Origin of the sequence: Myxococcus sp. RHSTA-1-4 (assembly GCF_020037125.1) — a bacterium.
Classification (GTDB): domain Bacteria; phylum Myxococcota; class Myxococcia; order Myxococcales; family Myxococcaceae; genus Myxococcus.
On record NZ_JAIQDG010000001.1, the window covers coordinates 654,286 to 672,393 of the forward strand.

The following is an 18,108-nucleotide window of genomic DNA, read 5'->3' on the forward strand; positions in this document are numbered from 1 at the left end:
GTCACGCGAGCTCGGGCAGCGAGGTGTTGAGCGAGACGTCGAGCGCGCTCGTGGGGGTGTACTCCCACCACGTCGCCTGCAGCAGGCCCCGCTCGGCCGCGTTCACCTCCTCCTCTTTGGGAGGGTTGGCCGGATTGGCCGGCGGAATCCCCGGGTAGTTCGTCTTCGCGTAGTTCTGGATCTCCTCGGCGATGCTCACATACGGATGGTCGCCGGGAAGGCTCCCGAACGAGCCGCTCTCGACGAGCTGGGCGAAGCTCTTCTCGAACCCCGGGCGAATCGTGATGACCACCCGGGCGCAGCCGGCGCGCAGGAAGGTCCGGTGCAGCGCGTCCGGGTGCTGGAGGAACTGCTTGAGGCTCCAGTTCGCGGGCGTGTCCCAGAAGTACGGGTAGGTGAAGTAGAGGACGTTCTCCCACTCGATGGCCTGCTGCACGTACTTGATGAACTCTCCGAACTCGAGCATCCGCTGCCACTGCTGATGGCTCAGCGTGGAGGTGTCCAGCGCGTCGTTCTTCAGCGGGTCGTTCGCCGCCATCTGGTTGAGAATCTTCTGGATGTCCGCGGGCGTCATGTTGAAGGACGGGCCGAAGAGCCAGCGCAGCACGCCCTTCTCGATTTCCTCCAGCTCCATGCGCCGCAAGGTGAGCGCGTCGAAGGGAGCAATCTCCGTCGCCAGGGAGGCACGCTGGTCTCGCAGGCGCTGCCGGCTCTCCTGGTATTGCTCCCAGGCGCCCTGCCGGAGCGCCGACCAGGCGCGGAACCTCCAGGCCTGGAAGACCTCGGAGCGCAGGGTGAGCTTGCAGCGCACCGTGACGCCGCCCGCGTTGACGCCCACGTGCGCGAACGGGATGCTCATGCGCCCGTTGCGGTTCAGGAGGCCCCACACGGAGCCGTAGTAGCTCGCCGTGCGGAAGAGCGGCGAGCTCTGGGGCGCGACGTCGTCGAAGAGGACGTCGAAGAAGTAGGGCGGCTCCGGCTCACCGTCGAAGTACTTGAGCCCCGTCACCTCGGCGCTCGTCACCTCGTAGTCGGTGTCCACATCCAGCTCCACCGTCCCGATGGCGACGCGCTTCACCTCGTCCTCGCCGCGCTGGAACGTGGTCGTCTGCATGATCCACTTCTCGGCCGGCGGTGGCACCTCGTGGAAGGTGGCCTGGTACGCCGCCGCCAGTTTGGTCCAGTTCTGGCGGGTGACGTGCTCCGGCTTCAGGGCGAACTCGAAAGGGGCGTCGATGCGGGCATCGAGCGCGCGCAGCTCTTCGACCTTCCGGATGAGGTCCGCCCCGGGGCTCGGGATGACGATGTCGTAGGTCATCCGCAGCCCGTAGCGGTACAGGTCGACGCGCCACTTGCGCATCAGCTGGTAGTAGTCGACACGCATGGCCTTGGTGTCGCTCGGGTTGGTGATGACGCGGACGGCGGCGTCCTCGGTGCCCACGACCGAGGACACGCGGAAGCTCACCTTCTTGTCCTTCCGGGTGCGCGCCGAGGCGCGGCGCGTGGCGGCGACGCTGTGGTTGCGGCTGTCCTTGCGCGCCGTCTCGTCGTTGGAGCCGGCGTTGTAGCCGAACGACGAGCTCAGCGTGACGCCCAGGTAGCTGGCGGACGCGGCGGCCCCGAAGCTGAGCGTGCTCGTGTGCCGGCTCTGGTTCTCCGTGGACTGGGCGACGTCGGTCTTCTCCGCGACGCCCTGCTCGCTGTACCCCTCGAAGTAGTCCTTGACGATGGACTCGTACTCCTCCGCAGTGATGGACCACTCGCGGTGGGTGATGTTCACCGTCTCCTTGGGCGTGAGCGGAATGGAGCTGACCAGCTCGCCGCGCTCCACGCCCACCGGCGTCATCTCCAGGCGCTCCAGGTGCAGCCGTCCCACCGGCTCCACCTTCATGTTCTCCTTGAAGGCATGCAGCGCCGCCTTCGCCATCCCGACGGAGCCCGCCACCTTCGGGAGGACGTGCGACAGCACCTGGGGGAGACCGGCGTTGGTATAGGCCAGCGGCGCAGGCGCGTGCGCGACGGTGAGCGCGTGCAGCTCGGAGAAGGTGTCCGGCTGGTTCCGGGCCGCCCAGGCCACGGCGTCCTCGATGGAGGGCGAGATGGTGAGTGGCTCCTCCACTTCCTCGGCGCGGTTCTCGACCAGCTCCACCTGGAGGGTGAAGCCTGCCATGCCCGAGGTGTCGCGCGCCGGCTCGGGGCGGGTGAGGCGCGCGCGGCGGCCGCGCCCGTCGCGCCCCTCAATCGTCATCGTTCCCGGGCGCGTCGCGAGGGAGACGGCCGTCTCCCCTCCGGAAGCCGGCTCGGGGGACGCCGCGGAGAGTGCGGGCGCCGACAGCACCAGGCGGTAGGCGTCGCGGAGCTGTCCGACCTTCGTCGCGAGCTGGGCGGCGGCCTGCTGCCGCACCTCGATGAGGGCCAGAGCAAAGCGCTCCAGGGTCTCGGCCTCGACCTCCGCCAGCAGTGGGGCCTGGCGAAGCGAAGCGCCGGGTGAGTCGTCGCGCACCAGGGCTTCGATGACGTCCAGCGCGGCCACCAGCGCGGTGTCCTTCGGGTCCGAGAGCCGTCGCACGGACTGGAGCTCGTGCTGCCTCACGGCCATTGCCGCGACGAAGGAGGCCTTGGTCAGTCCACGGCGTGTCGGAGCCCGCCCGTCGGGAACCGTTGCCGCGTAGGTGGCCTTGTAGAGTCGCCGCTGAGAATTGGTCAAATCAGGCATGGGTCCCCCGGGGAAGGGCCGGCGGATGTGGAGTGCCGCGGCTGCTTCGCCTGGCAGGCCCTTCTGTCTCCCAAACGAGACCCGGCCCATTTCTTCCCTGGTCCTCACTGGCGCACGTCAGCGCGAGCTTCGGCGGCCTCCCACCGCTGGCACATCAAGCGCCCGAAACCACTGGAAAGTCCCCCCAGTCGAACGTCCTCCTGAGCGACTCCGCGAAAGTCCACTCGCGGCGTCCTCTCCTTCATCCGCTCCTTCCTGGCCGCTGCCTCAAGCCCCGCGCTCCCCTCCTCCGCTCCATTCGGGCGGCCCGGGATTCCCGCGGGCCCCCGGGCCGAGAGCCGGCCGCGCCAGCGACTCGGGCGCGGCCGGTTCTGTCCATTCAGGGGTAGAGCTTCTCGTGCCGGGCGAGCATCTCCACGAACTGGGCGATTCGCCGGGCCCGGGTCTCCGCCTTCTTCGCGGTGTGGGTGCGGTGCAGCACGGCGTAGCGGTTGGTGGCGTCCAGGGTGGCGAAGAACGCCGCGGCGCGGGGGTTGGCGGCGAGGGCCGCGGCCAGGTCCTCGGGCACGGAGGCCCTGCTCGGTGAGTCGTAGGCCGCCTCCCAGCGGCCGTCCTTCTTCGCGGCCTCCACGGCCGCGAGCCCCGAGGGCTTCATCTTCCCTGCGTCGATGAGCGCCTGCGCCTTTCCGCGGTTCACCTTGGACCAGATGCTCTTCGACCCGCGTGGGGTGAACTTCTGGAGCCACCACGCGTCGTCGAAGCTCCCCTTCTGACCGTCGATCCACCCCCACGCGAGCGCCACCTCCAGCGCCTCCGGATAGGTGACCGACGCAACACCCGCCCCCTTCTTGGCGAGCTTGAGCCACACACCGCGCGACGACGCATGATTCTCGGCGAGCCAGGTGTCCCAGGCGCGCGGGCTGTCGAAGGGCATGACGGGGGGCTCACCCGCGGGCGCGGCCTTCACCGCGCTATTTCGTGCTGGCGCCTCCTTCGCGGCGGCGCGGCCGGTCGTCGCACGCCCGCCCACCACGTTCTTTCGCGCTGGCGACTGCTTCGCGGTGGTGCGCCTGTCCGTAGCGCCCCGACCCATGGTGCCCCTGGTCGCGGCCTTCTTCACGGCGGTCTTCTTCGTCGCGGGCGTCTTCGTCGGGCTCATGACGGAGCCCGGATAACACGACGCCCCGTCGCGCGCATGGTGACGCGGCTACTTCGGGCCACGCTTAGCGGTGGTTCAGGCGGCTCTACTCGAGCGCCTGCGCCTGCGCGTGGCGGGAGTCCTTCGGCCTGCCCAACGCATAAGAGGGATGGGGCCCTGAAGGGGCCCATGGGGCAGGCCATTTCCTACGCCCTGAAGCAGTGGGACGCGATGAGCCGCTTCGCCTCGGACTGCTCGTGCAGACGCACCCCAACTCGCGCATCGGTGAGTTGCTGCCTCACGAGAGGAAGCGACGGCGCGCCGTCGACTCCTCCTGAGCACCGTCGCGCGGGCTCCTCCCCTCCACCTGCTCACGCCCGGGCTCGCGACCACCGCCGAGCCCAGCCCCGGTCCGTCTTCAAGCGGCCGGTACGGCGTTCACCGGACGGATACGAGGGATGGCCCGCCCCGCTCAGCTCCGCAATGCCCCGCGGACGTCGCTCGCCGGACAGCTACGCCACTTCTCGCGCCTCACGTCCGGAGCCGTGACCTGCCATCGCCTCCGGGCCCGTATACGAGCGGGGAGCGGAGCCTCCGATTTCCGGGCAGTCCCCAGGAGGTGGGATGTCCGCCTCCCTTTGAAGCGGAACTCTCGTGGTGTCGGCGCCCGGGAGCGGACGGAGGGATGCATGGCGCGCGGCGCCCGAGCACTGATGGATACGGCCGAGCCCGCCTACGCCCCTCGTGGGCAGGACGACGCGGCATGGGTGCGCTCGGTGGTGGCCGCCGTGCGCCCCGCCCTGGACGCCGGAGAAGGCGTCCTGGGCTGGCTGTATGACGCGCGAGATACCACGCACGTCCGCCTGTCACACCTGACGCAGCTCGGGGTGCGTGCCACGGTCCTGGAGGCCTTCGAGCAGGTGGCGGCCCACCCTGCCACGATGACGGGGCTGATGGCGCTGTACGAGCGAACCCCGGCGGGCTCCTTCAGCGGCAGCCTCGGTGCCCACCTCGACCACCACCGGCCATGGCACCGGAACATGGTGCCTACCGGCGTGCGCGACCTGGTGGTGGTCAACGTGCTGGACGACAGCCACAGGGGGCTGGTCGTGTGCGCCCCCCGGCGCGCGCGGCTGGAGCTGTCCCCGGCGCGCGCCGCGTTGCTGCAGCGGGCGGCGGCACACCTGGCCGAGGCGCACCGGCTGCGCCAGCGCTCGGTGGAGGGGGCGCGCGCCGAAGCCTGGCTGTCCCCCGCGGGCTGGGGGGAGCACGCCGAGGAGCACGCGCGCTCCGCCCAGATGCGCGCCGAACTGGCGCGCGCGGTGCGCAGCCTGGAGCTGGCGCGCGGGCGGCTTCGACGCACCTCACCCGAGGAGGCGCTGGAGCTGTGGCGTACCATGGCCGCCGGGCACTGGACGCTCGTGGACGAGGTGGAGCGCGATGGCAGACGGTACGTGCTCGCGCGGGTGAACGCGCCCGAGCCGCCAACGCTCACGGCCCTGTCCGCGCGCGAGCGCACCGTGGCGGAACTCGTCGCGCTCGGGCACTCCAACAAGCACATCGCCTACGAGCTGGGCGTCTCCCTCTCGAGTGTTGCCACACACCTGCGCCGCGCGAAGGCCAAGCTTCAGGTGACGAGCAGCGCGGCCCTGGCCCGCCTCATGCTGCGCAACACGGGCGCGCGGCCGGAGGACGGCGGGTTGGACTGAGCGGCGAGCTCCCTCAGGAGCCCGAGCGCGCCGGGCCCGCACGCCCCGGCAACGCCAGCAGCTCGCGACGCGAGCGCGCGCCCAGCTTCGTGTAGATGGACGTCAACTGCCTGGCCACGGTGCGAGGTGAGGTGCCGCGGCGCTCGGCGATGGCACGCGTGCTCAACCCACTCTCCGCGAGCGTCGCGACCTCGCGCTCGGCGGCCGTGAGGCTCCGCCAGGCGTGCGCCGCGGTCATCTCCGGGACAGCGCGCGCCGCGGGAGCGTCCTGCTCGATGAGGACGTAGCGCTCGTCCTTCATGTCCAGCACGAGGAAACGGGCGTCGAACGGGGTGGGAGGCGAGCGTCGTGACGTCACGGCCGCACCATCGCATGCACCTCGTGCTGTCACCAAACGTCCCATGGAACGCGCGGGCCGAGGGGCGCTATCCGCATGTCTCGCAGGGGCCCTGCACCCGTAACGGAGTACACGTGTTTCGCATCGGAAAGCAGGACGCGCCGGGGGGATGGCGCGGTGGAAGCTGGCGGGGGCTCCGGGCCGCCGTCGTCGGGCTGTGGCTCGCTGCTTGCGGCGGGGTCGAGACGGAAGAGCCCGTCAATCCGCAGCCGCGGCTGGCCTCGCAGGAGCAGCACTTCGAGCCGATAAGCCATGCCATCCCCAACCTGATGGCGCATGTCTATGAGCCCATCCGGGTCAAGACGAACTTCGACCCGTCCACGCCCCAGGCGGAGCGCGACCGCCTCAACGGGCTGGTGCGGGACGCCGTCCTGCAGTGGCTCGAGCCGCTGCGCTACATGCCTGGCCTCGCCGTCACGCGCCAGGTGGACATCGTGCAGGACTCGTCCCATATCGACGTGACGTTCCCCGCCGAAACGGGCCGCTCGTTCTACTCCGGCAACTGCTTCGTGTTCTGCACGCACCCGGTCATCACCATCTACTCGGATGACCGCGACCTCGACACCATCCTCCACGAGTTCGGACACGCCTTCGGTCTCGGTGACGTGTACGTGGAGGACGTCTGGACCTGCAAGGACAACCAGTACCCGCAGTCCGTGATGTGCAACGAGGGGACCACCCTGACGGCCGATGACATCCGCGGCATCCGTTACCAGTACTGCCGCGAGCACGGGCAGTGTGACAGCCAGCATTACGAGGACATGTACGGAGGCACGGGTGGCACCTCCGACCGCTTCCAGTGCAGCGGCGGGAGCTCGGTCAGCGCGCTCACGGTGCGCAGCGGCTCATGGATGGACCAGCTGCAGGTGGGTTGCTGGAACGGCGATGGCAGGACCTTCGGCGGTTGGGGAGGCGGTCCGGCCGGGACCAGCTCATGCCCGTCCGGAACGGTGATGTGGGGCGTGCGGATGTGGACCGGTAGCAACGTGCACGCCGTGCAGGCCGTGTGCTCGGGCGGCGCCGAGGGTGCCAAGGTGGGCGCCAGCGGCGGCGACTTCTCCACCACCTATTACTGCCCCGCGCAGTATCCCGTGGTGCTGGGGGTGCGCGTGCAGTCGGGGACGTACATGGACCGTCTGGGCCTCATCTGCGGCACCGCGACCGGCCAGCTGCGCACCGCCTGGTACCCGCCGCCCCCTCCGCCTCCGCCTCCGCCTCCGCCGGACGAGGAGTGCCCGTCGGGTCGCATCTTCTGCGACTGCACGCAGACGTGCACGACCACGACCATCTGCGATCACGCCTGCTGAGCCATCCGGGGGGGTGACGGGCCGCTCCATTGGAGCGCTCGCGGGTCACCCCCTCGGACCGTGGTTTCGCGCATGCCGTGGGCAAGCCCAGGTGCTGCCCGGGGTCAAGGCGTCGGCGGTGATGGAGACGGCAGGTCTTTCAGCTCGGCACGCGCATAGGCCGCGTCCAGGTAGATGAGCCTCTCGATGCGCTGGGGGAAGTGGATGCCCACCCAGGTGAGCTCCGTCCCCGCGATGGAGTGGCCGACGAGCGCCGCCTTCTCGATTCCCAGCGCGTCGAGCGCATGCACGACATCCAAGCCCAGGGTGGCGGTGTCGTAGCCCTGCTCGGGCCAGCTCGAAGCGCCGACCCCTCTCCGGGTCAGGGCCCAGACGTGCCGGTGCGTGGTGAACCGAGGCGCGAGCTCGTCGAAGACATGCCCGGTGTTGCCCATCCCCGCCAGGAACACGAGCGCTGGCCCGTGTCCGCCATGGTCGAGAACCTCGAGCTCCACGCCGTCAGCAACGGTGACCCGCCTCACCTGGTGCACGGCCCCGGAGGGAGCCGCACCGGAGCCGGGTGTCGTTGCCGCACAGGCGGCCAGCCACAGAACTCCGAGGAGCACGAGCGGGCGCAAGAACATCGCTCGAGCCTACCCGATGGAGCCGCGGCCTCCTCCCCCTCCCGCCAACGCCCCGGAATTCAGGCGCCGTCAGCGCGCGGCGCGCGAGGCGGCGGCGGGCGCTCTCGTGCTGGGTGGCCGTACGGCGGGAGCAGGGAGCGGAAACCACGCGGGAGCCTGGCACCCAGGGCCAGCGGCACCACGAGCAAAGGAGTGGGGAAGACGACGCGCGAGGACTCCGGCAGCTCGGGCGCGGAGGCGCTCGAAAAGCTTCTGCTGTGGTGAGCCGAACTGTTGCAACAGGATTGCTGAAGCGTTGGGGTAATATCTTGGGACCGTGCCAACGTCGGCACCGGCGATCCTGCCTGGTGGGTGCCATTGGACGGCTGGGGGACATATTATGCCAACCTCGCGTTTGCTATTGCTTCCGCTGTTGTTGTGCACCACGTGGCTGGGCTGCTCCGACGACCCCGGGCCGGCTCCGGACGCCGGAACGACGGTGGACGGAGGACAGACCCGGGACTCGGGCACGGACCCTGACCCGGTCGACTCGGGCACGAGCCCGGTCGACTCAGGCACGGACGCGGGAACGGACCCGGTCGACTCGGGCACGGACGGCGGCCTCGTCGACGGCGGTACCGATGCGGGCCCTCCGGACAACACGGTGCGCATCAAGCGGTTCATGCGCTACCGCACGGCGAGCGGCGTCGAGGAGCTGCCGGAGGACTTCACGCGCAACCCCGTCGAGCTCCTCCTCAGGGACGGAGAGACCTTCGTCTCCGTGGCCGGCGCGGCCGGTGGGCCCGGCGAGTACGCCTTTCCGGACGTGCCTCACTCCACCACCTACTACCTGAAGATGGGCACCCTCTACGTCGTCACCGATGCACGCACTCTGGACCTGAGCATCAACTTCCTGGGCCGGCCCGATGCCGGTGTCCTCGAGAACCGGGAAGAGGGGCATCTGGCGAACCTGGAGGTGGACGGGCTCGAGCCCTGGATCGATTTCTCCGAGTTCCAGCTCGTCTCCGAAGAGGTAGACCTCGTGGCGACCCTGTTCCCCGCCACGGCGCGGGCGGGCGACGTCTCGGTGGCGGAGCAGGGAGTGTTCATCGCTCACGTGTCGGATCGGATGCCCGTATTCGACCAGGCGCGTGGGGACCGGGCCTGGCTGATGCAGATGTCTGCGCAGGACCTTGGGACGCTGCCTGATGGAGGCGTCCAGCGCTACAGCACGGCCGTCCGTGCCACGCATCTGCCTCCGCTCTCCTATGACGGCACCGCCCCCATGGACATCCGCGCAACGCTCGAAGCGCTGCCGATGAATGAGCTGCCGCTCGACTGGAGGGTCTCCGAATTCGCCGCGCTCGCCGCCGAGGTGCATCCGGAGGCCACCTTCTCCACGGCCAGCTTCTATCTGCAGCCGGCCGCGCACGGGCCGCCCGAAGGCTGGGTGGGGTGGTCGGGCGATCTGCTCACGCTCTCCCGTTCTCGGGGACTGACCGCCGACGTTCAGGGCACCCTTGTCTACGGCAATCCCTTTCCTGCTCACTGGGGCATGGTGGGCACGGCGTCCGCACGCTTCACGCTGCCCTTCGTATTTCCCGGGGAGCGGGTCATCCCGCTCTCCGCCAGAATCCTCGTCAATGACCGGCCCTCCGGATTGTCGGCAGGTCCCCTCACGCCGCGCATCCGGCCGCCTCGCGCGCTTACCCTGGATGGAACGGCGGCGTATGGGCCACGCTCTCTTTCCGTGGGGCCGCACGTCATCGCGTGGCAGCCGCCCTCCAGCGGGGCCGCGGACGCCTACTGGGTGAAACTGCGGCAGTTCACCCAGCGTTCGGAGAACTCCGTGGTGATTGACTCAGCGGCCTCCTTCCTCGTGGATGGAAGCACCACCTCGCTCCTGGTGCCCTCCGGAGTCCTGGAGCCGGGCAGGCACTACTACCTCGAGGTGCAGGCCGTCCGCGCCGAGGGGTTCGACGTGTCGGACAGGCCGCTGATGCTCGTCGACCGGGCCGTTCAGAGCTTGGCTATCACGACCAGCGGGCTGCTCAGCGTTCCGGCCGCCACGCCCTGAGTCGCCAGGGGCCGGTGGGCATCGCGTCCCACCGGCCCCGTCAAGATGCCTCGATTCAGTACGCATGAGAGGGATGGAGCCCTGTTGAGGGGGAGGGAGGGTGCAGCGGGGCCGAGGCGGGACGCTGACGGGGCCCACCTCGCACATGCCGTGGGCAAGCCCAGGTGCTCCAGAGTCGCCCGCTCCCGGGGTGCTCCCTTCACGTACGCCAAGCGCCGCCGCCTGCCTCCACACCTCACTCAGGCAAACACGCCGCAGTCGAACGTCCTCCTCAGCAACTCTTCCCAGTCCACTCGCGGCGTCCTCTCCTTCATCCGCACCTTCCTGGCCGCTGCCTCAAGCCCCGCGCTCCCCTCCTCCGCACCTGCTTGGGGGACCAGAAATGGCCGCAGTTCGGCGCCTGGAACGAGCGGGGCGCGCATCCGTGCTGGGACAGGCTCCTCGGGTGTTGCGTCTAGAAGTTCCGCGGCTCCACCTCAAGAATGCTCCGCACCCTCCACGCCATGAACCGCAGGGGGATTGACGTCCGAGCGGCGAACCTGTTCACCTGAGCGGGAGCGCTGACCCAGCGCCTCAAGCCTTGTCTTGGAACTGCGATATCGGCGTTCTGCGCAACCCGCCCGCTCGCCTCGCGGAACCAACGCCTGAGCCTGCCCCGATTCCGTGGACACCCGAGATGTGATGGAAAGGGTGTCCAATGTCGGCGAGTGACGTGAAGCAGAAGAAGCCCCGAAGGGCGCGCCGGAAGTTCACGCAGGAGTTCAAGGACGGCGCGGTGAAGATGGTGTTGGACGAGGGCAAGGGCATCCCGGAGGTGGCCGAGGACCTGGACCTCACCGAGTCGGCCCTGCGGACGTCGGTGGAGCGGGCGAAGGAGAAACGCGGCGAGGGAAGGCCGGGGGCGCTCATTCAGGAGGAGAGGGAGGAGCTTGCCCGGCTGCGAGCGGAGAACCGCCAGCTGCGGATGGAGCGAGAGCTACTAAAAAAGCGGCGGCCTTCTTCGCGAAGGAGACGACGTGAAGTTCGCGTTCATCCACGTGCAGAAGGCCCACTTCCCGATTGCCTTCATGTGTAAGCAGTTGGAGGTGTCCCGCAGCGGCTACTACGCCTGGGCCCGCCGGCCGGAGTCCGCGCGCAAGACGAAGGACCGGGAGCTGACCGAGGTCGTTGCCGACGTCCACGAGGAGAGCCGGCGTCGGTACGGCAGCCCGCGCGTGTTCCGGGAGCTCAAGGCCCGAGGCTACCGCGTCAGCAGGAAGCGTGTGGCCCGACTGATGCGGCAGACGGGGCTGCGCGCCCGAACTCGCCGCCGCTTCGTCAAGACGACGGACTCGGCTCACAGCCACCCCGTGGCGCCCAACGTGCTCGAGCGCGACTTCTCCCCCGAGGAGCCCAATAGCAAATGGGCGGGCGATATCACCTACGTCTGGACCGCCGAGGGGTGGCTGTACCTGGCCGTCGTGCTGGACCTCTTCAGTCGCAAGGTGGTGGGCTGGGCGATGAGCGACACCATCGACCGTCAGCTCGTGCTGTCCGCGCTCAACATGGCCCTGCTCAACCGCCCCGCGCCGGACCTCCACCATTCGGACCGCGGCAGCCAGTACGCGAGCGAGGACTACCGCGAGCTGCTGAAGCAGCAGGGAATCGAGGCGTGGTACAACCGCCGTCGCAGGCACTCCGCTCTCGGCTATGTCAGCCCCGAGGCGTACGAGCGGAACGCCTCAACCCGAAGTGCGGCAGCTTAACGAACCTGTCCACGAAATCGGGGCAAGCCCAGCCCGAAGTGGGCCCTGGCTAAGGGGGGACAATCAATATGTCATTGCCAAAGAATCCGCTGCATGAAAGCAGTGCGACGCCATTGTGGGAGAGCCGGGAGGGGTGCATCACGGGCACTGATGGAGAAGGAAGGGTCCTCGTGGACTTCGAGGGAAACCCGACTGGTCCCAGCGTGGCGCTCAGCACGGTTCCACTGGAGGGCTCGCTCCAGGATGAGGCGCTCACGGTCCGTCAGCGCGTCAAGCTCCGCTTCCACGACGGCGATATCCGCCGCCCCGTCATCATCGGGCTTTCACAGGATGAGCCGGAAAGAACCGCCCCCGGGAGCCCGCTCACTCCAAGCGGTACAGGGTTGGAGGTTCAAGAGGACGCTGACGGCGTCACTCTTCGCGTTGGCAAGTCCAGCATCAAGCTGCTGCGTGACGGGAAGATCATCATCAAGGGCACGTACATCGAGACATGCGCCGAGGGTCTCAACCGGATCAAGGGCGGCACGGTGGATATCGGATGAGAACTGCACCGCAAGGACACTCGATGTCCCAGAGGGGGAAACTCCGTGGGTAGCAACCAACAGGCCCCTCCATTCCGTCCTGAAGGTCCCCACGTTCGACGGTGGAGGGGCTTCGCGCCGGGCGAGGTCTCCGCGCTCCACAACGAGGAGGTGCTGGAGCAGCATGCCAGTGAGGCGGCCTTCCTCTGGACGCAGCGCGCTCGCGCCGTCGATGCCCCGCACTACCGGCTGAAGGACCTGGTTCGCCTGGACGGAAGACTGGAGGCTCACCTGGACGGCCTCCGGACGGCAGGCACGAAGGGCTGGGAGAAATGCCTCGGAGCCCTCGAAGCCCCTGGCCCTGGAGAGGTCTTCGTCGCCATGCTGATCGCCGGCGAGCGCCATGACGGTGACCACATCACCGAGCTGATCAAGCTGGCCCTGGAGGACGCGGCATGGCAGCGCGCGCTGATATCCGCCCTTGGCTGGCTGCCGTTCGCCAGGGCCGTTCCGGTGCTGGAAGCGCTGCTGGAAGAGGAGCATCCAGCCGTGCGCCGGCTGGGCCTCGCAGGCGCCGCTGTGCAGCGCTGGGATGCGGGCCCCTTTCTGGCTCCCCTCCTGACATCGACTGACCCCGCCCTGCGGGCATGCGCACTGGAAACCGCGGGGCTCCTGGGCCGCATGGATGTGCTCCCGGAGGTGCAGCGTGCATTGACGGACGATGACGAGGCCTGCCGCTTCGCCGCGGCATGGACCCTGGTGCGCCTGGGCCATCGTTCAGGGCCCGCCATCTCACTGCTGCGGGGCTTCGGCGACACCCCCGGTCCTCTTGCCCGGCGCGCGCTCGCCATGGCGATGCGGTGCATGCCCTCGGGACAAGCCCGGGACTGGTATTCCAAGCTCCGCGAGTCTCCCGAGAAGTACCATCTCGCGGCCATGGCGGCGGGAGCCCTGGGTGACGCCGCGTGCGTCGAGGATCTGCTGAACTGGATGGCGCTCCCCTGGGTGGCACGGCTGGCGGGTGAGGCCTTCTCCTTCATCACCGGCGTGGATCTACCATGGGAGGACTTGGACGGGGATGCGCCAGAGGAAGAAGGGGAAGCCGAGAGCCAGGAGGCCACGTCTGACACAGAGGGCCTGCCCTGGCCGGTGGCCGAGAAGGTAGCGGCCTGGTGGCGGCAACACCATGGGAGTTTCCAGCGCGGCACCCGTTACCTGGCGGGTAGAACTCTTTCGGAAGCAGGCCTTCTCGAAGTGCTGCGGCAGGGGACACAGCGCCAGCGTGCCGCGGCCGCATTGGAGTGGGGGCTCCGCAAGCCCCAGAGTCCACTCTTCGAGGTGCGTGCGGCGGGGCATGTGCAAACACGGAGGCTGGCGTCGTGGACTTCGTAAACGAGATACCACTGGAAGCGGGATGGACCGTGGGATTCCAACCGGACGGACGCGAGGTTCTGGTGGTGGTGGCCAAAGCCACCTTCACGCTTCCGACAGAGGACACGGTCGCGCCTCTTGCGCCAGAACAGGTCCCCCTCACAGAAGCCGATACCTTCACGGGCGAGCCGGGCTTCTCCGCGCCCCTCCATGAGACCGACTTCGCGCACCGCAAGCCTCGCTGCGACGTGCTGCTCAATGGGAGCGCCTGGGCTCCCGGAGGACGACCTGCCCGGGTTGTTCCCGTCTCCCTATCGCTGGGAGGCATGAAGAAGAGCTTCGCCGTGCACGGCCCACGCGTGTGGCGCAAGACACTGGTAGGCGGCATCCAGCCCTCCGAGGCGCAGGCATTCACCTCCCAGTCCATCAGCTATGACCATGCCTTCGGCGGGGTGGACACCGGCCCGAAAGATGCCTCCAAGCACCAGACCTTCCTTCCCAACCCGGTAGGAAAGGGCTTCCACCACTTCCTGGCCGAGGTGGACGGACGGCCCATGCCCAACACGGAGGAGATCCGCGCGCCCATCACCTCCCCTCGCGGCCCCTACCGGCCCATGGCATTCGGTGCGCTTGGCCGTAACTGGCAACCACGCGCCTCCTACGCGGGCACATACGACGCGAGGTGGATGGACGAGTGCCTGCCCTTCTTCCCCAAGGATTTCGACGACAAGTACTTCCAGGCCGCGCCCGAGGACCAGCAGGTTCCCTACCCACGCGGTGGCGAAGCCGTCACGCTCGTCAACCTCAGCCCACAGGGCATGCTACGATTCCGCCTTCCCCATCTGCGAGTGCCCATCGCCTTCATTCCCCATCAAGGTCGGGCGACTCAGCAGGACGCAGTGCTGGACACGGTGCTCCTAGAGCCCGACGCGAACCGTCTCCTGCTGACGTGGCGCATCGCTTGGCCCTTGCGACGCAACGCCTTCGAAATGAAGCAGGTGGTGGTAGGAGGAAGAACGCCCGGGTGGATGCGCGCCCATGCCGTTGGCAAGAAGTACTACCCCGGCCTGAACGAGCTGATCCAGGCAGACCGCGCCCGGAAGGGAGGCCGTCATGGCTGAGCTCGCCATCAAGGCTGCAGGGCTGGTGACAGCCGTGGGCTTCAATGCTCCAGCCTCTCTGGCGGCCATGCGCGCGGGGGTGAGTGGAGTCAAGCAATCTCACCTGTGGCACGCCCCTTCCGGGAAGCACCTGAAGGCGGCCAAGGTGAACCTGCCCCAATGGTGGGAAGGGCTCGGGAAGCTGGCGGAACTGGTGGCTCCGGCCATTGGCGAGTGCCTGGCAGCCGCCGCTCCGGCCCGAGCGGACGGCATTCCCCTCCTGCTCTGCGTGCCCGAGCCCAGCCGGCCCTTCCGCCCTCAAGGACTGGAAGAAGCACTGGTGGCCGAGGTCGAGGGCCGGCTGGAAGCCCGCTTCCACCCCTCCACGCGGGTGGTTGCGCACGGGCAGGTATCCGTGGCACGCGCCCTGCGCGAGGCGCAGCGCCTCCTTTCCACGCAGCGGGTGACGTGCTGCATCGTCGCCGGAGTGGACAGCCTGCTCAACCCCAGGATGGTGAAGGCGTTCGTCGACAAGCGCCGCGTGCTGGCTCCGGACAACTCCAATGGCTTCATCCCCGGAGAGGCTGCGGGTGCCCTCCTGGTTGCGCCCGCCGGGAGACAGTCCGAAGGAGAGCTGCGCCTGCTGGGACTGGGCCTCGCACACGAGGAGGCGGGTGTCGACTCCGAAGACCCACTCAGAGGCGACGGACTGACCAATGCCATCAAGCGGGCCCTCGCCGAGGCCCGGCTCTCGCTCTTCGACGTCGCCTGGCGCATCACGGACCTGAATGGCGAGCACTACAAATTCAAGGAGTCCGCCTTCGCCGCCGCGCGCCTGCAGCGTAGACCCAAGGACGTCCTCTTCGACTTGTGGCACCCCATCGAGTACATCGGTGAAGTCGGGGCAGCCATCGGCCCATGCGTGCTGGCCTGGGCGCTCCACGCCGGTCAGAAGGGCTATGCTCCTGGCGACGTAGCGCTCTGCCACTTCGGTAGCGACGAGGGCGAGCGGGCAGCACTGGTCGTGAAGTACGAGGAAAGGAGCAGCCCTCGATGAGCACCAAGGTGTATGCCAACGGTCGCGAACTCTCTGGGAAGTCCACGTCCAACAAGTCAGTGGCCGCCATGCCTGACGTGTGCCTCTCCCCTCCCGGACCACCCGCGGGCCCCATCCCCATCCCGTACCCCAACACGTCGCAGGCAACGAAATCCGCGGATGGCAGCAAGAGCGTCCTGGTCAACGGCAAGGAAATCGGGCTCAAGAACCAGTCCGTCTACAAGTCCAGCAACGGCAACGAGGCAGCCACCCGCAACTTCGGCGCCGGCGTCATCACCCACACCATCACCGGCAAGACAAAGTTCGCGGCCTGGTCCTTCGACGTCAAGGTGGAGGGGCAGAACGTCGTCAGGCACATGGATTTGACGACCCACAACCACCAGAACCCCAGCAATGGCGCCATCACCCTCAATGCGGGCAGCATGTTCTTCGACGAGGGCGAGTCTCCCGAGAAGAGCTGCGCCGACCTCCAGAAAGATAACCAGGAGCTTCGGAAGACCACCGACTCGAGTACAGGCCCCAGCGAGCGACAACTCGAGGAAGCCACGACATTGACCACGGCGCAGTTCGTCAACGCCAAGGATGGGAAGCGCTATGGCACGAAGGGCTTCAGCCGCCAGCTGGACAAGGACGGATGGGCTCAGGGGGTTGGGACCCTCCAGTACTCAGAGGTGGCCACCAGGAAACGCGTCATCACGTCCTACGAGTCCAACATTCCAGGCTTCAAGTACAAGCCAACGTCGAACATGCCCTTCTCAAGTCACACGGAGGCGCGCATCATCGAAGACATCTTCGCCGCAACCGATGGAAAGCCGCAGGGGAAGGTGCGAATGCGCATCCAGTGGAACCAGAAGTCCAAGAAGGTCATGTCGTGCGAAGCCTGCCCCGAGTGCAGGCGCATCATCTGCGCGGCGATGAACAACGGCCTCGAAATCGAGCTCTGCGACGACAGCGGCAAGCCCACCACCCCTGACTGGTGCGACGAGTACTCCGAGTAGCCCCCCTGGACATTCCCCAATGACCATGACCTTTCCGCACTACATCCGAGCCGGGGTCGATCCCCAGGCTCCCATCACCTTCGAGTGGGACGACGAGACCACCAACGTCTTCCTCGAAGACGCCCGGCTCGCCCAGCGCGTGGGTGCCAGCACCGCACGGGGCATCGCCGCCCTGTCCATCGGAATCACCGAGTGGATTGTCTACAGGTTCAGCACGCTTTCGGACGACCCCATGCCCTCCACGTATCTCGAGGCCGCCTGGGTGGGGCTCATCAACTGGGACTACATGAATGTCAAACATGGGACAAAGCTGAAGGACTGGAAGGGCCCGGTCCGTCGTCCCCTCTTCCTCGCGATTCGCACGCTCAAGGAGAGCCTCGAAATGGCGAGCAAGGGCAGCTTCCCCGCGGAATGGACCGTCTATCTCTACTTCCTGACGCTCCATGTCCTGCCCGACCCCAAGCCGTTCCGCAGATGGCTCGACTTCGCGCTGACCCGGATGGCAACGCACTTCGCGGGCGATGACATGGGGACCCCAGTGCCGCGCGAGGCGCTCGACCCGGACTTCGATTTCAAGCCAGAGCAGGCCAGCGCGCTGCTGGACAACTACCTGCGGAAGGTGGCGGCCACCAAGAACCCCTACCTCACGCTCCCCGCGGCTCCATGACCCTTCCCGTCCCAGCCTACCTGCAACGGGCCGGCATCCAGGACCGGACCCTGCGCTTCACGTGGGACGATCAGGCCTACGAGAGGGCCTATGAGCCTCTCGACAAGGACGTACGGACCCGGATGAGCCACCTCTCCCAGCGCGCGAACCTCGCGTTCGCAATCGCCTGCGCGGAGTGGCTCTTCCACCGCTTCAAGCTCATCTCGGATGTACCCCTCATCGAGGACTACATCGAAGCAGCGTGGGCGGCCGTCGTGGATGCCCGGTACGCCAACTACTACCTTGAGCCTCGCGGAGACGACTGGCAGGGGCCTGACCGCAAGCCCCTCGCAGTGACACTCATGCTCCTGGTGGACACGATTGTCCGGGTGGAGAACGACGACCACCCCGACATCGGCGCCGTGTCCCTGGCCAATCTGGCCGAGCACGTCATGACCCACCCCAAGCCCTTCCAGGAGTGGCGCGAGCGTGTCGTCACGAGACTGGAGCGCCTCTACCCGCTGAATCCACGCGACACCCGTGGGGAGCCCGTGCCGCGCGAGGCGCTGGACCCCGACTTCGACTTCCAGCCCGAACAGGCGCCAGCGCTCATTGGCGGGTTCCTGAAGCGCCTGTCCCCCCAGGCGAACCCGTTCCTTCGCTCTCCAGAGGACATGCGCAAGCTGTACTTCGAGGGCACTCCCTACGAGCTGCCCTGACCCCA

At 68.0% G+C, this 18,108-nt stretch carries 15 protein-coding genes; 11 read left to right on the forward strand and 4 right to left on the reverse strand.

Annotated elements, in window-relative coordinates; genetic code table 11:
* Window position 1 precedes the first annotated feature (1 nt).
* Together K8638_RS02665 and K8638_RS02670 are read right to left on the reverse strand one after the other, a co-directional pair.
* Window positions 2-2,569 (reverse strand): hypothetical protein, encoded by a 2,568-nt coding sequence (locus K8638_RS02665; RefSeq protein WP_223752777.1) that lies wholly within the window; start codon window positions 2,567-2,569, stop codon window positions 2-4.
* A 526-nt stretch (window positions 2,570-3,095) separates the two neighbouring features.
* Window positions 3,096-3,650, reverse strand: a complete 555-nt coding sequence (locus K8638_RS02670) for a YdeI family protein (RefSeq protein ID WP_370643908.1) — start codon at window positions 3,648-3,650, stop codon at window positions 3,096-3,098.
* Window positions 3,651-4,543: 893 nt separating this feature from the next.
* On the opposite strand from K8638_RS02670, the gene K8638_RS02675 reads away from it, so the two are divergent.
* Complete coding sequence (locus tag K8638_RS02675; protein WP_223752779.1) at window positions 4,544-5,563, forward strand: LuxR C-terminal-related transcriptional regulator; 1,020 nt, start codon at window positions 4,544-4,546, stop codon at window positions 5,561-5,563.
* Window positions 5,564-5,576: 13 nt separating this feature from the next.
* Here K8638_RS02675 and K8638_RS02680 read toward each other — a convergent pair whose 3' ends face one another.
* Entirely contained in the window at window positions 5,577-5,921 is a 345-nt protein-coding gene (locus K8638_RS02680; RefSeq protein ID WP_223752780.1) for a helix-turn-helix transcriptional regulator, read from the reverse strand.
* Between the two features lie 113 nt (window positions 5,922-6,034).
* On the opposite strand from K8638_RS02680, the gene K8638_RS02685 reads away from it, so the two are divergent.
* The gene (locus K8638_RS02685) at window positions 6,035-7,267 is read left to right on the forward strand and encodes a hypothetical protein (protein WP_223752781.1); all 1,233 of its coding nucleotides are present in this window, start codon (window positions 6,035-6,037) and stop codon (window positions 7,265-7,267) included.
* A 104-nt stretch (window positions 7,268-7,371) separates the two neighbouring features.
* Here K8638_RS02685 and K8638_RS02690 read toward each other — a convergent pair whose 3' ends face one another.
* Window positions 7,372-7,761 carry an alpha/beta fold hydrolase gene (locus K8638_RS02690; RefSeq protein WP_223752782.1) on the reverse strand — a complete coding sequence of 130 codons (390 nt, stop codon included), beginning with the start codon at window positions 7,759-7,761 and terminating at the stop codon, window positions 7,372-7,374.
* A gap of 508 nt (window positions 7,762-8,269) precedes the next feature.
* Between K8638_RS02690 and K8638_RS02695 the strand changes: the two genes are divergently transcribed.
* From K8638_RS02695 to K8638_RS02735, 9 genes are all read left to right on the forward strand, one after another.
* Window positions 8,270-9,946 carry a fibronectin type III domain-containing protein gene (locus K8638_RS02695; protein ID WP_223752783.1) on the forward strand — a complete coding sequence of 559 codons (1,677 nt, stop codon included), beginning with the start codon at window positions 8,270-8,272 and terminating at the stop codon, window positions 9,944-9,946.
* A 697-nt stretch (window positions 9,947-10,643) separates the two neighbouring features.
* Window positions 10,644-11,691, forward strand: a protein-coding gene (locus K8638_RS02700; RefSeq protein ID WP_370643899.1) for an IS3 family transposase whose coding sequence is annotated in 2 segments (ribosomal slippage) — window positions 10,644-10,936 and window positions 10,935-11,691 — 1,050 coding nt in all. Because the reading frame shifts where the segments join, the coding sequence is not laid out codon by codon here.
* 68 nt (window positions 11,692-11,759) lie between these two features.
* A complete protein-coding gene (locus tag K8638_RS02705) occupies window positions 11,760-12,233 on the forward strand; it encodes a DUF6484 domain-containing protein (RefSeq protein WP_223752785.1) in 474 nt (157 codons plus the stop codon).
* Window positions 12,234-12,383: 150 nt separating this feature from the next.
* Entirely contained in the window at window positions 12,384-13,604 is a 1,221-nt protein-coding gene (locus K8638_RS02710; RefSeq protein ID WP_223752786.1) for a TIGR02270 family protein, read from the forward strand.
* Window positions 13,605-13,633: 29 nt separating this feature from the next.
* On the forward strand, window positions 13,634-14,704 hold the full coding sequence (locus tag K8638_RS02715) for a DUF2169 domain-containing protein (RefSeq protein WP_223752787.1): 1,071 nt from the start codon (window positions 13,634-13,636) through the stop codon (window positions 14,702-14,704).
* A complete protein-coding gene (locus tag K8638_RS02720; RefSeq protein ID WP_223752788.1) occupies window positions 14,697-15,740 on the forward strand; it encodes a beta-ketoacyl synthase N-terminal-like domain-containing protein in 1,044 nt (347 codons plus the stop codon). The genes K8638_RS02715 and K8638_RS02720 overlap by 8 nt, the downstream gene beginning before the upstream one ends.
* Window positions 15,737-16,738, forward strand: a complete 1,002-nt coding sequence (locus tag K8638_RS02725) for a DUF4150 domain-containing protein (protein WP_223752789.1) — start codon at window positions 15,737-15,739, stop codon at window positions 16,736-16,738. Before K8638_RS02720 ends, K8638_RS02725 begins: the two co-directional genes overlap by 4 nt.
* A gap of 19 nt (window positions 16,739-16,757) precedes the next feature.
* Complete coding sequence (locus tag K8638_RS02730; RefSeq protein WP_223752790.1) at window positions 16,758-17,405, forward strand: hypothetical protein; 648 nt, start codon at window positions 16,758-16,760, stop codon at window positions 17,403-17,405.
* The gene (locus K8638_RS02735) at window positions 17,402-18,103 is read left to right on the forward strand and encodes a hypothetical protein (protein WP_223752791.1); all 702 of its coding nucleotides are present in this window, start codon (window positions 17,402-17,404) and stop codon (window positions 18,101-18,103) included. Before K8638_RS02730 ends, K8638_RS02735 begins: the two co-directional genes overlap by 4 nt.
* Window positions 18,104-18,108 lie beyond the last annotated feature (5 nt).